The organism is Bradyrhizobium sp. AZCC 1721 (assembly GCF_036924715.1).
GTDB lineage: Bacteria > Pseudomonadota > Alphaproteobacteria > Rhizobiales > Xanthobacteraceae > Bradyrhizobium.
In genome coordinates this window covers 4,833,034-4,846,000 of sequence record NZ_JAZHSB010000001.1, presented here as the reverse complement: position 1 = coordinate 4,846,000, position 12,967 = coordinate 4,833,034, and the positions used below count along the sequence as shown (strand labels likewise).

The 12,967-nt window shown below is 62.8% G+C and carries 13 protein-coding genes; 6 read left to right on the top strand and 7 right to left on the bottom strand.

Annotated elements, in window-relative coordinates:
- Positions 1–17 precede the first annotated feature (17 nt).
- The gene (locus V1273_RS23475; protein ID WP_334381604.1) at positions 18–1,034 is read right to left on the bottom strand and encodes a magnesium and cobalt transport protein CorA; all 1,017 of its coding nucleotides are present in this window, start codon (positions 1,032–1,034) and stop codon (positions 18–20) included.
- A 150-nt stretch (positions 1,035–1,184) separates the two neighbouring features.
- Between V1273_RS23475 and purQ the strand changes: the two genes are divergently transcribed.
- Together purQ and V1273_RS23465 are read left to right on the top strand one after the other, a co-directional pair.
- The gene (purQ, locus tag V1273_RS23470; RefSeq protein ID WP_334410988.1) at positions 1,185–1,886 is read left to right on the top strand and encodes a phosphoribosylformylglycinamidine synthase subunit PurQ; all 702 of its coding nucleotides are present in this window, start codon (positions 1,185–1,187) and stop codon (positions 1,884–1,886) included.
- 8 nt (positions 1,887–1,894) lie between these two features.
- Positions 1,895–2,848 (top strand): tripartite tricarboxylate transporter substrate-binding protein, encoded by a 954-nt coding sequence (locus V1273_RS23465; protein WP_334410986.1) that lies wholly within the window; start codon positions 1,895–1,897, stop codon positions 2,846–2,848.
- 47 nt (positions 2,849–2,895) lie between these two features.
- Here the strand turns inward: V1273_RS23465 and V1273_RS23460 are convergent, their stop codons facing one another.
- The 3 genes from V1273_RS23460 to V1273_RS23450 all read right to left on the bottom strand — a co-directional run bounded on the left by V1273_RS23460 (position 2,896) and on the right by V1273_RS23450 (position 4,806).
- Positions 2,896–3,219 (bottom strand): hypothetical protein, encoded by a 324-nt coding sequence (locus tag V1273_RS23460; RefSeq protein ID WP_334410985.1) that lies wholly within the window; start codon positions 3,217–3,219, stop codon positions 2,896–2,898.
- 167 nt (positions 3,220–3,386) lie between these two features.
- Entirely contained in the window at positions 3,387–4,328 is a 942-nt protein-coding gene (locus V1273_RS23455) for a DMT family transporter (RefSeq protein WP_334410984.1), read from the bottom strand.
- The gene (locus tag V1273_RS23450) at positions 4,318–4,806 is read right to left on the bottom strand and encodes a PaaI family thioesterase (protein WP_334410982.1); all 489 of its coding nucleotides are present in this window, start codon (positions 4,804–4,806) and stop codon (positions 4,318–4,320) included. Before V1273_RS23450 ends, V1273_RS23455 begins: the two co-directional genes overlap by 11 nt.
- Positions 4,807–4,967: 161 nt before the next feature.
- Between V1273_RS23450 and purL the strand changes: the two genes are divergently transcribed.
- Positions 4,968–7,175, top strand: coding sequence for a phosphoribosylformylglycinamidine synthase subunit PurL (gene purL / locus V1273_RS23445; RefSeq protein ID WP_334410981.1), 2,208 nt, complete (start codon positions 4,968–4,970; stop codon positions 7,173–7,175).
- A 155-nt stretch (positions 7,176–7,330) separates the two neighbouring features.
- Here the strand turns inward: purL and V1273_RS23440 are convergent, their stop codons facing one another.
- The gene (locus V1273_RS23440) at positions 7,331–8,515 is read right to left on the bottom strand and encodes an acyltransferase family protein (protein WP_334410980.1); all 1,185 of its coding nucleotides are present in this window, start codon (positions 8,513–8,515) and stop codon (positions 7,331–7,333) included.
- Positions 8,516–8,701: 186 nt separating this feature from the next.
- Here V1273_RS23440 and V1273_RS23435 point away from each other — a divergent pair, with 186 nt between their 5' ends.
- Positions 8,702–8,875: a DUF1328 domain-containing protein gene (locus V1273_RS23435; protein WP_028349982.1), complete on the top strand. Its 174-nt coding sequence runs from the start codon at positions 8,702–8,704 to the stop codon at positions 8,873–8,875.
- A gap of 142 nt (positions 8,876–9,017) precedes the next feature.
- Here V1273_RS23435 and V1273_RS23430 read toward each other — a convergent pair whose 3' ends face one another.
- Positions 9,018–9,377, bottom strand: coding sequence for a DUF427 domain-containing protein (locus V1273_RS23430; RefSeq protein ID WP_334410979.1), 360 nt, complete (start codon positions 9,375–9,377; stop codon positions 9,018–9,020).
- 185 nt (positions 9,378–9,562) lie between these two features.
- Between V1273_RS23430 and V1273_RS23425 the strand changes: the two genes are divergently transcribed.
- The gene (locus V1273_RS23425) at positions 9,563–9,817 is read left to right on the top strand and encodes a BolA family protein (protein ID WP_025590827.1); all 255 of its coding nucleotides are present in this window, start codon (positions 9,563–9,565) and stop codon (positions 9,815–9,817) included.
- Between the two features lie 22 nt (positions 9,818–9,839).
- Entirely contained in the window at positions 9,840–11,018 is a 1,179-nt protein-coding gene (locus V1273_RS23420; RefSeq protein WP_334410978.1) for a low temperature requirement protein A, read from the top strand.
- Positions 11,019–11,987: 969 nt separating this feature from the next.
- On the opposite strand, the gene egtD is transcribed toward V1273_RS23420, so the two are convergent.
- On the bottom strand, positions 11,988–12,959 hold the full coding sequence (gene egtD, locus V1273_RS23415; protein ID WP_334410977.1) for an L-histidine N(alpha)-methyltransferase: 972 nt from the start codon (positions 12,957–12,959) through the stop codon (positions 11,988–11,990).
- Positions 12,960–12,967: the final 8 nt, after the last annotated feature.

Here is a 12,967-nt window from a genome sequence, read left to right as displayed (position 1 = left end):
AGCGGCGGGCTTGCCGCTCACAGCCATCCCACGCTGCGGAAACGCCAGTACAGCCCGGTGCAGGCGGTGAGCATCAGCCCCAGCACCAAGAAATATCCGTAGTCCCATTCCAGTTCGGGCATGTGCTTGAAATTCATCCCGTAGACTCCGGCCAACGCCGTCGGCACGGCGATGATGGCGAGCCACGAGGCCAGCTTCTTGGAGACCGCCGTCTCGTGGGCCTGGCCGACCAGAAGGCTTGCCTCGAAGGCGAACGCCAGCACCTCGCGCATTGAATCGGTGCGCTCCTGTATGGTCCTGACGTGGTCAGTGACATCGCGAAACAGCGCCTGCATGGTCGAACGCACCATCGGAAGGTTGTCGTGTTCGAGCCGGCGGCAGACTTCCACCAGGGGGCCAATCGCATTGCGCAGTCGCAATAGATCCCGGCGCAGCATGTAGAGCCGTTCGACCTGGGCCCGCGTGATGGTGCTGGCGAGGACGTCGTCTTCAATCTTCTCGACCTCGTCGTGGATGGTTTCCAGGACAGGGGAATAGTTGTCGACGATGAAATCGAGGATGGCGTAGAGAATATAGTCCTCGCCACGCGCCAGCGCGCGGGGGCAGCTCTCGCAGCGTTCGCGCACTGCTGCATACGAGGTCGATGCGCCGTGGCGGACCGAGACGAGATAGCCTTCGCCAACGAACAAATGAGTTTCGCCGAACGCGATCCTGCCCTGGATCAGTTGCGCCGTTCGCGCCACGATGAACAGGCCGTCGCCATATTGCTCGATCTTGGGCCGCTGATGGGCGTGGTTGGCGTCCTCGATCGCGAGGTCGTGCAGGTCGAACTGCTGCTGCACGCTTTTCAGTAGCGCCAGATCCGGCTCATACAGGCCGATCCAGACGACGTGGCCGGGCTTGCTGCGCCAGCTCGAAGCCTCCTCGATGGCGATATTGGCGACGCGGCGGCCATCGACGTAAACACCGGCCGCGACGACACCTTCGGACGTCATCGGTTCGGTCTCTGCGGTCGCCAGCGACGGGACATTCATGGCTTCCATCCCTGAGCGATTGTTGTTGAGCACGGCTGCCGCGCGGGCCGTTTTGGCGACGCTAGCACTGGAAAAACCGGCGTCAAATGGTTATGTCTCTGCCGGGTCGGCGGTTCTGCCGACGATTCTCGTTTCCAACCGGGAACCTCCATGAAATCCGCCGTCCTCGTCTTCCCTGGAATCAATCGCGAGCGCGACATGGCGCGCGCGCTCAAGCTCGCCTCGGGGCAGGAGGCTGCGATGGTGTGGCATGCCGACACTGCGCTGCCGAAGGGGACCGATCTGGTCGTAGTGCCCGGCGGGTTTTCCTATGGCGACTATCTTCGTTGCGGCGCCATTGCGGCGCGCGCACCTGTCATGGATGCGGTGCGCAAATATGCGGCCGATGGCGGGCTCGTGCTCGGCGTCTGCAACGGTTTTCAGATCCTGTGCGAAGCGGGCTTGCTGCCCGGCGTCTTGATGCGCAATGCTCGGCTGAAATTCATCTGTCAGGATGTGCATCTGCGGGTCGAGCGCTCGGATACGCCGTTCACGCGCGGCTACAATGCCGGCCAGGTCATTCGCGTGCCGGTCGCGCACGGCGAGGGCAATTACGAAGCCGACGAGGAGACCGTGAAGCGGCTGGAAGGCGAGGGGCGCGTGCTTTACCGCTATTGTTCCGCCGAGGGTATCGTCGACGAGGAGTCCAACATCAACGGTGCCGCGCAGTCGATCGCCGGCATCGTCAACGAGCGCGGCAACGTGCTCGGCATGATGCCGCACCCGGAAAACCACGTCGAAGACATCATGGGCTGCACCGACGGCCGCGGCCTGTTCGCAGGGCTAGCCGCGCATCTGCAAAAAGCCGCGTGAGGTTCTTGGTGTCGCGCCTGACGATTGTCGTTGTGGCGCTGCTGTGCGCCGTCGCAGCCCACGCGCAGGATTATCCCAAGCGTCCCATCACCATGATCGTGCCGTTCGCGGCCGGCGGCACCTCTGACGTGATCGCGCGTGTGGTTGCCGAGGAGATGACCAAGTCGCTCGGGCAGCCGATCGTGATCGAGAACGTCGCGGGCGCCGGCGGCTCGACTGCGCTGACGCGTGCCGCGCGGGCGGAAGCAGACGGCTATACCATCGCGATCGGCAATGCCGGCACCAGCGCCGCGACCTATACGATCTATCCGAAACTGCCGTTCACGCCGGAATCCTTCGTGCCGATCGCGGTCGTTGCGAAAACCTTCGGTATCGTCGCGTTGCGCAAGGATTTCCCCGCCAAGAACCTGCAGGATTTCATCGCCTATGCGAAGAAAAATCCCGGCAAGGTCAATCTCGGCCATGCCGGCGTCGGCTCCTCGAATTTCCTGATCTGCAAGAGCTTTGTGCAGGCGGCCGGCATCGACGTGACGCTGGTCGGCTATCGCGGCGCGGCACCGGCGCTGACGGATGCGATCGGCGGCCAGATCGACGGCGTCTGCGACGCGGCCGCGTCGGTGTCGCAGGCGATCGATGACAAGCTGGTAAGGGGCCTCGTCGTCGGCTCAACGGTGCGGCTTGCAACCTTGCCCGGCCTGCCGACTTCCTCCGAGTCCGGCCTTCCCGAATTCGAGGCGCAGGGCTGGAACGGCCTGTTCGCTCCAAAAGGCACGCCGCCTGCGATCATTGCGAAGCTGAACGCCGCCGCCAGAACCGCCGTCGAGAGCGAGGCGGTGAAGAAGCGTTTTCACGATCTTTCCACCGTTGCGCCCGACGCCAACGAGCACGCGAGCGAAGTGCTCGGCCAGTTGGTGACACGCGACGTCGAGAAGTACAAAAAGCTGCTGGAAGAGAAGAAATAGCACCGACGATCATGTGATAAAAAAGCCCCGCCGAGCGGGGCTTTTTGTTATCGACCGGTAGTCGAACCCGGCCCCGTCGGCGACAGCGTCGAGCCGCTCGGCGAGGGATTGATGTGGGTGTTCCCGGACGGGTTCACTGTACTGTTTCGGCCGGCTGCTGCACTGCCGGCATCGTTGCTCATGCCGGTGGTGGCATTACCGCCCGTTCCACTTCCGGCGGTCGTTCCGCCGGTGGAGGATCCTGCCGCTCCACCTGCCGCCGTGCCACCCGTGCCCGAACTTCCGCCTGCGCCGCTGCCGCCGGCTTGCGCCAGGGCGAGGGTGTTCGTGAATGCCAGCGCCATGGCCAATCCGATTGTTGCGAGTTTCATGATTGCTCCTTTTCTTGCTGCGTAACGGCGCAACACGGTGCACTCGCATGCGTTCCGGTGTGTCAATCATGGTTGATTGCTGTTCCACTACCGTTCCCGCAGGCTCGGCCGGAGTGGCTTTCGATCGCCCAAAAGCAACATCGGCTAGATTCCGCCGACGGCCCTCATCAACCTTTCGGCTTCCCGCGCAGGCGCTCGATCCACTTGCGATAATGGCCGCGTGGGATGGTCATCGCAGCGACGCCGGCCATCACCAACACGAGGCCGAGCGCCAGGTTCGGCGGCACGGGTTCGCCGAGCAGCAGGACCGACAGGCCGACGCCGATCGGGATGCGCAAGTATCCCTGCGCATTGGTGGTCAGTGTGCCGAGCCGTGTCAGGCACATGTAGAACAGCATCAGTCCGAAGGCGCTCGAGAAGATGCCCATCGCGGCGGTGGCAATCAGCGCCTCGGCCGTCGGCCGCAAGGTCCAGGGATGATCGACGATCAGCGCGAGCGGCAACAATACCGTGCCGCCGAACAACAGCGAGCCCGCCGCCACCACCATCGGGTCGTAATCGGTCAGCTTGAGCCCGAAGATCGTGGCGCAGGCGAACGAGATGGTGGCGATCAAGATGACCATTTCGGCAAAGAGGTTGCTGGAGAGCCCGCCGAGCGTATCGAGGCCGATGGTCACGGCCGTACCGGCCAGGCCCAGAATGGCGCCGATCAGCCTCAGCAGCGTCGCCGGCTCATGCCTTGTGATGGCCCAAGTGATGAGGAAAGCGAAGATCGGCGTGGTCGAGGCCAGCACCACGGTCGGCGCCGCCGCCACATATTGCTGCGCCCAGGTGATCATCAGGAAAGGAATGGTCGAGTTGATGGTCTGCTGGAATGCAAACAGCCTCCAGGCCTTGCCGTTCGTCGGCAGCCGCAAGCCGCGGGCACGCAGGATCACCAGTAGGAAGCCCGCCGCGATCAGCGACCGCACCGAGATGAAGGTGACCGGCGGGATCGAGCCGAGGCCAATCTTGGTCAGCGGATAGGTCGAGCTCCAGCAGCACGCCAGCGCGAGTAGTAATGCATAGTCGCGCCAGCCGCGACGTGCCTGTGGCGCGTCAGGTGGCAACGGCGGCGGCGCCAGTCGGCTTCTTCCACTTCACCCGCTTGATGGTGCCGGAGAAGGTGAACAGCGACCGTTCGCCGGATTTCAGCACGCCGCGCAGGAAAATCAGCGAGCCGCCGGCGCGCGTGATTTCGCCCTCGCATTCGACCAGTTCGCCCTCGCGCGCCGCGTCGAGAAACTCGCACGCGAACGAAACCGTGACGCCCGGCCCCTCCAGCACGGAGGAGGCGATCGCAAACAAGCAGTAATCGGCGAACGACATGAAGCAGCCGCCATGGACGTTGCGCTGCCCGTTGAGGTGCTTCTTCTCGACCCGGAACGCGCATTGCACGCGGCCGTTTTCGTCCATCCGGTGCCAGAACGGGCCGTTATGGGTCTCAAAACTGTCGCGGGTCCAGGTCCGCCAGCCGGCGAATTCGCCCTCGGTTTCGACGTAAAGGTCTGGGCGGTTGCGGAATGCGTTTTGGGGCAGCTCGTTCACTAAAAATGGCCTTCAATTGGATGTTTCAGCCCTTAAATCCGATCCGGGAACGATGTGCAAACGCCGATCCTGCAGGGCGCCCTCCGCAAAGCTCTGGACAGGGCGGAAATGCGCCATAAAAGGCCTTTTCGCCCCCTGTCGATCTTCCTATTAAGGCACCTATGAACGAGCCCCAGATCACCCCCGAACTCGTCGCCAGCCATGGTCTCAAGCCCGACGAGTATGAGCGCATCCTCAAGCTGATCGGGCGGGTGCCGACGTTCACCGAGCTCGGGATTTTCTCGGCGATGTGGAACGAGCACTGCTCGTACAAATCCTCGCGCATCCATCTGCGCGGCTTGCCGACCAAGGCGCCCTGGGTGATCCAGGGCCCGGGCGAGAACGCGGGCGTGATCGACATCGGGGACGGGCAGGCGGTGGTCTTCAAGATGGAGAGCCACAACCACCCGAGCTACATCGAGCCGTATCAAGGCGCCACCACCGGCGTCGGCGGCATTTTGCGCGATGTGTTCACGATGGGTGCGCGGCCTATTGCCTGCCTCAATGCGCTTTCCTTTGGCGCGCCGGAGCATCCGAAGACGCGCCATCTGGTGTCGGGCGTGGTGGCCGGTGTCGGCGGCTACGGCAATTCCTTCGGCGTGCCGACGGTCGGCGGCCAGGTGCGCTTCCACACCCGCTACGACGGCAACATCCTGGTCAACGCGATGGCGGTCGGCCTCGCCGAGGCCGACAAGATCTTCTATGCGGCAGCCTCCGGCGTGAACATGCCGATCGTCTATCTCGGCTCCAAGACCGGCCGCGACGGCATTCACGGCGCCTCGATGGCATCGGCCGAATTCGACGATGATTCCGCCGAGAAGCGGCCGACGGTGCAGGTCGGCGATCCCTTCGCGGAAAAGCTCTTGCTGGAGGCCTGCCTGGAGATCATGGAAAAAGGTTGCGTGATCGCGATCCAGGACATGGGCGCGGCGGGCCTGACATGCTCGGCGGTCGAGATGGGCGCCAAGGGCGATCTCGGCGTCGAACTCGATCTCAACGCGGTGCCGACCCGTGAAACCGGCATGAGCGCCTACGAGATGATGCTGTCGGAAAGCCAGGAGCGCATGCTCATGGTGCTCAAGCCCGAGAAGGAAAAAGAGGCCGAGGCGATCTTCAAGAAGTGGGGCCTCGATTTCGCCGTGGTCGGCTACACGACGCCGACCAAGCGCTTCGTGGTCAAGCATGGCGGCGACGTGATGGCCGATCTGCCGATCAAGGAATTGGGCGACGAGGCGCCGGTGTATGACCGCCCGCACGTCCCGTCCGCGGTCTTGCCGATGCTGCAGGCACGCGAAGTGGAGCCCCCAGTTGGCATTTCGGCGGCGCTGGAGAAGCTGATCGGCACGCCGGAGCTGTGTTCGAAGCGCTGGGTCTGGGAGCAATACGACCACGTCATTCTGGGCAACACCGTGCAGCGTCCGGGCGGCGATGCCGCGGTGGTGCGCGTCGAGGACGGGCCGAAGGGGCTCGCGCTCACCGTCGACGTCACGCCGCGCTATTGCGAGGCTGATCCGTTCGAAGGCGGCAAGCAGGCCGTCGCCGAAGCCTGGCGCAACATCACCGCGGTCGGCGGCCGGCCGCTCGCGATCACCGACAATCTCAATTTCGGCAATCCCGAACGGCCCGAAATCATGGGCCAGTTCGTCGGCTGCCTGAAGGGCATTTCCGAAGCCTGCCGCACGCTCGATTTCCCTGTCGTGTCGGGCAACGTCTCGCTCTACAACGAAACCAACGGCCGCGGCATCCTGCCGACGCCCTCGATCGGCGGTGTCGGTCTGCTCGACGATTTCACCAAGTCGGCGACGCTGGCTTTCAAGGCGGCCGGCGAAGCGATCCTCCTGATCGGCGATACGCAAGGCTGGCTCGGACAGTCCGTCTACCTGCGCGACATCTGCGGCCGCGAAGAAGGCGCGCCGCCGCCGGTCGATCTGGCCGCCGAAAAGCGCAACGGCGACGTGGTCCGCGGCATGATCCACGCCGGCACGGCAACCGCGGTGCATGACGTCTCCGACGGTGGCCTGCTGATCGCGCTGGCCGAGATGGCGATTGCCAGTGGCATCGGCGCGCAGCTATTGGCGGCGCCGAACGCGATCGTGCCGCACGCTTACTGGTTCGGCGAGGATCAGGCGCGCTATATCGTAACGGTGTCCGCGGCCGACGCCGGCCTGGTGCTGGCGAAGATGAAGGGCGCCGGCGTGCCCTGTGCGCGGATCGGCACCACGGGTGGCGATGCGATCGCGGTTGCCGGTGAAGCGCCGGTCGCTGTGGATGCGCTGAAAACGGCGTTCGAGCACTGGCTGCCGGCCTACATGAGCGGCAAGGCGGCGTAGGCGCGTTCTCTCCCCGTCATTGCGAGGAGCGAAGCGACGAAGCAATCCATGTCGCCGCTTGCTGCGAGATGGATTACTTCGCGGAGCCTGTCATCCGGCGGCGCTTCGCGCCGACCGGGTGGCTCGCAATGACGTGTGAGGCCGGTGTCGCTTCCTCAAAGCACCTTCGTCGCGCCCGGGATCTGCCGCAGCGCGCGCGTGATCCCCCAGCTCAACAGTACCGTCAGTACGAACCCGATCGTGGCCTTGACGATCGCCGGCAGCTCATAATCGAACAGCCAGTATTGCAGCCACAGTGCGATCGGGTAGTGCACCAGGAACATGCCGTAGGCGTCCGCCTGCATCGGATCGAGTAGCTTGGCTGAGCCCGATTGCCTGAACCTCTGGAAAAAGGCCAGTATCAGAAACATGATGGCCACGCTGAAGACGGTGAAGCAGATGGCGTAGAGCGCTTCATACCAGTCCGGCAACGGCGACGGGTTGCCCAGTATTTCGCGCTTGATGAAGATCAGCACCCACAAGAGGCAATACGGAACGATCGCTAGCACCATCCAGTCCCAGCTCACCTTCGCCATTCGGCCGTCTGCCGCGAGCAGCCCGCGATCCATTTGCGCAACGCCGATGCCGGCGCCGAAAAAGAAGTAGCTCGCATAGAGCATCACGCGCCCGTGCTGGACCGAGAACGGCCCGAACTCGAACCAACTGCTATGTCCATAGTGAACCAGCCCGGGAATGTAGAACGCGGCGGTGACGGCAAGCATGACCGCGAAGAACACTGCGGGGCGGCGACGACCGTGCAGCGAGAGGCGGTTGATCGGATCGAGCAGGTTGGGTGACAGCCGATACAGGATGCAGGCCACCACGTCGAAACTGAGCAGGACCCAAAGGAACCAGATCGGCCCGCTCGGCCACGGGCCCTTCGTGATCATATTCCACCAGTATTCCGAAAAGCCGATCTCGGGATGGTGCCGCAGGGAGATGGCGTAATAGGCGAGCGGAATGACCGTGAAGGCGCAGATCACGAAAGGCAAGCCAAGCCGAAGCAGGCGATCTGCCAAATAGCTCAGCGGTCCCTTCCGGGCGATACCAGACCAGGCGAACAGTCCCGACAGGAAAAAGAACATCGCCATGAAGAAACTGTCAGTGGCGAGCACGATCATGTCGAAGCCGAAGAATGACGTCGGATCGGTATGACCGAAATAGGTATAGGGGATGACGGCGTGGTGGAGCAGCACCACCAGCGTCAGGAAGGTGCGCGCGCGATCGAGCGAAAGGTTTCGCGATTTGGCCTTGGGCACTGCGCCCACGTCGGCATGCCCCATGGTGGAAATCGATGTCATGCGCGCCTCCCAGCCAGGCTGTGTGGCCAAATGTTGCCGCCCGGAACCTGATTCAGCAAGGCCCAATCGGGGCGCTGGCGAACCCGCATCTCCGGGCTGATCGGAACCGGCGTTGCAACCGGCCGTTAGGTCAGGTGAAATTGAGGGGCCACCTCTGGTACGGCCTCAGAGGTCGCGGAGCACGCAATGACAATTCTCAAATGGGCGCTGATCTTCTTTCTGGTGTCGATCGTTGCCGGCATCCTCGGCTTCACCGGCATTTCGGAGGCCTCCGCCGACATCGCCCGCTTCCTGTTCTATGTCTTCGTCGTGATCTTCCTGGTGCTCCTGATCCTCGGGCTCACGATATTCAGGGTGTAGCTCCATGCCGTCATTCCGGGATGGCGCGAAAACGCCCGACCCGAGGGGTGCAATTGCACACCGGGGAATAGGATTCTCAGGGGCGCAATTGCGCACCATGGTTCGATGCTTTCGCATCGCCCCGGAATGATATCGCCTCTGACTACGCCACTTCCTCGATCGTCACCTTGTCCGGATAGAACGCCAGACGGCCGGCGATCTCGGCCATGGCCGGGAAGGGCGTCTCGTAGGTCCAGATCGAATTTTCGAGACGCTTGCCGTTGGCGTTGATGCTGAAATAGTTCGCGTCCCCCTTGTAGGGGCAGTGCGTGGTCCGCTCGGTGCGGGACATTAACGCCATATTGGCGTCCTCGCGCGGCACATATTGCACCGCCGGATAGCTGGCTTCCTTCAAGGTCAGCGCGCGGGTGGTATCGGCAATGACCACGTCGCCCACCGAGACCCGGACGCGCTTGGGGTTTGCCGTAATCGTGATCGGATGGTCGGGACCGGGCAATTTCATGATTTTGAGCCTCTTTTTCGGTCAGCCCGAAATGATCGGGCGCGACGCGATCTCGCGGTGTCAAACGCTTCGGCCCGGAATATAGTGCCGCCAGGCGTGACCTAGAAGAGCGTACGCGCTAGGTTTGGCCGTCACGGTCGCGCGAGCCGGCCGTGATTCGAAACACCTGACGGAGACATGCTGGAATGCCGATGGATGCCCACGATATCGAGTCGATGATCAAGGCAGCTATCCCCGATGCCGAGGTGACGATCCGCGATCTCGCAGGCGATGGCGACCACTACGCCGCGACCGTGATCTCGGAGTCGTTCCGTGGCAAGTCGCGGGTGCAGCAGCACCAGATCGTCTACCAGTCGCTCAAGGGGCAGATGGGCGGCTTGCTGCATGCGCTGGCGCTGCAGACCGGGGTACCTGGCGGACCCGGGGTACCGGAGAGGTAGTCCCCAGACGGCGGGGGCATCGATGACAGACAACGCACACGGCGCGCTGTTTCGCCGGATCGTGCCGCACCAGCATAGCCGCGTCACGTACGCGGAGCTGTTCTTCGACCTCGTTTTCGTCTTTGCGGTCACGCAAATTTCGCACACGCTGCTGGCTCACTTTACGCCGCTGGGCGCATTGCAGGTCACGCTGCTGTTTCTCGCGGTCTGGTGGGTATGGGTATTCACTACCTGGATCACCAACTGGCTCAATCCCGAAAAGACCCCGGTCCGGCTGCTGCTGTTCGCGATGATGCTGGGCGGGCTGGTGCTATCGACGTCCATCCCAAAGGCATTTGACGAGCGCGGCTTATGGTTTGCCATCGCCTATGCGGCGATGCAGGTCGGCAAGACGATATTTCTGTGGTTGTCGACGCCGCCGTCGCGGCCGCGGGCACGCATGAATGCCGTCCGGATCGCCGCCTGGCTTTCGGTGTCGGCCGTCTTCTGGATCGCCGGAGGGATAGCGGAAGGGCAGCCGCGCTTGATGCTGTGGGCCATTGCGCTCGTCATCGAATATATCTCGCCGGCGGTGCGGTTCTGGATTCCCCGCCACGGCGCGTCCTCGGTCGCGGACTGGATGATCGAAGGCGGCCACATGGCCGAGCGCTGCGCGCTGTTCATCATCATCGCGCTCGGCGAATCCGTCGTGGTGATCGGCGCAACCTTTGCCGAACTCACCTGGACCACCGAAAACGTTCTGGCGTTCACCTCGGCCTTCCTCGGCAGCATCGCGATGTGGTGGATCTATTTCCACATCGGCGCCGAAGCCGGCTCCGAACAGCTTTCAAAATCGAGCGAGCCGGGAAGGCTGGCGCGGCTCGCCTATACCTATCTGCACATGCCGATCGTGGCCGGCATCATCGTCGCGGCGGTGGCGGACGAACTGGTGCTGAAACACCCCGGCGGACATTCCGATCTCAAGACCGTACTGAGCGCGATCGGCGGCCCCTTGCTGTTTCTGCTCGGGACCATCCTGTTCAAGCTGAGCTTTCGCGGCTTCCTTCAGCTCTCCCACGGGGCGGGCATCATCGCGCTTTGCGCGCTCGCCTGGTTCGCAAGCGAGCTGTCGCCGTTGATGCTGTCGATCCTGACCACCGCGATCATGATCGCGGTCGCGGTGTGGGAAACGGTCTCGCTGCGATCCGACCCGGCAGAATAGTGCCTTTAATCCAGCCTGGGCCGCCTCATCGGCACCAGTTGCGGCGAGTTGTGATGATCGACGACATTTCTGAGGACGAGATCCGACAGTTGGACGACGAGAGCGCGGAGCCTCGCATTTTCCTCGCGAAGCGCTGCCCGCTCGGTGTCTGCTCCCTCATCCCAGCCCGTGTCCGTATCACTGTGAACAGACGAAGATGCCGAACGTTGCCCGTGGTTGCTTGACGCTGGAAATGCGTTGCCCATGACTGAAATCCCCTGGCACGAACTCACCCCAAGCCATGCTGCCGCGGAGGCTCGGCTGAGTCCGCGTCAAAAGTTGGACATTTCGAAGGGGAAACGACAGCGCAGATGGACCGTTTTGCGGGCGGGGTAATAAAGATGAATACTTGTTAAGAAGTTTGGTTATACTGCGCCCGGCAAGGTGCGGGGACGCGCGGCGGCGTAGGCACCTTCCATCAAACTTGACCAGCGCGATCAGTCAGTGCCCACGGGGGAGCCGTGGCTGGGAATACGCGCCTATGAAACAGAGTGAAGCAAGAGTACGCATTATTGAAGAGTGGGACCGCTGGATCTTGACGCAGATGATCGAGCCGGACGGACCGACTGGAAAAGATTCTTTGAAATTTTTCCACGAACTGCAGGACGCAGGATCTCCGCTTCTGGATTTCCAGTCCCGCGGGCAAGACAAGTGGCGGATCATTCACGCGTGGCTGTTGGGTGCAGACCGATTGTCCGATGATTGGATATCTGTCGCTCCCCGCATTGCGCCGACACGCAGGCCGCGACCGGACCGCAGGCGGTCCGTCTGCAAGACGTGAGCTGCAAAACCCGCGGCTAGAGCCCTTTCGGTTCTGATTGAATCAGAACCGGGCTCTAGATTCCTGTTTTGACGCGCTTTCTTGACGCGAACCGGTGTCCACCCCGGATCAAGTCCGGGGCAGGCTTTCGCTTGAAAACGCTCTAATCCTCAGTCCGACGCCGCCAGCGCGTGAACGGAGAACATCTGGTCGCGATCGTTCCAGGATTCCCGCACCGACCAGCCGGACTCGCGCGCCAACGCGGTGAAGCGGTCGAAGCTGTATTTGTAGCTCGACTCGGTGTGGATGCTCTCGCCGGGACGGAATGAAAAATTCCGTCCCAGGATGCGCACGCTCTGCGCCTTCTTGGAAATCAAGTGCATCTCGATGCGATGGCGCTCGCGATTATAGACCGAGCGGTGCATGAAGGCGGAGACGTCGAAATTGCCGCCGAGCTCGCGGTTGATGCGGACCAGTACATTGAGATTGAACCGCGCGGTGACGCCGGCGGCGTCGTTATAGGCGTCGTAAAGCACCCGCTCGTTCTTCTCGAGGTCGACGCCGATGATCATCTGTGCGCCTTTGCCCAGAATGTCGCGTGCGCTGCGCAGGAAGGCGCGCGCCTCGTGCGGCTCGAAATTGCCGAGTGTCGATCCCGGAAAGAAGCCGACCTTGGGCTGGTCTGCGATTTCCGCCGGCAGCTCGAACGGCGCGGTGAAATCGGCGGCAACCGGATAAACGCCGAGATCGGGAAAATCCTTGCGCAAGCCGCCGGCCTGCGCGTTCAGGAAATCGCCGGAAATATCGACCGGGACATAGGCGGAAAAATCGCAGCGCTCCAATAGCAGGCGGACCTTGGTGGTCGCGCCGGCGCCGAATTCGACCAGGGCCGCACCTTCCGGAATGAGTGCGGCGATTTCGTCGCCGCGGCTGCGCAGGATGCCGAGCTCGGTGCGGGTGGGGTAATATTCCGGCAGCACCGTGATCTGCTCGAACAGCTCAGAGCCCGTGGCGTCGTAAAAATATTTCGGCGACAGCCGCTTGGGGAACTGCGAGAGGTCGCCGATCACGTCGCCGGCAAAGGCGGAGGTCTGTTCGTCGAACGGGTGCGTTTGGGCCAAAGCGGCGGCATGCACATTCATGATACTCT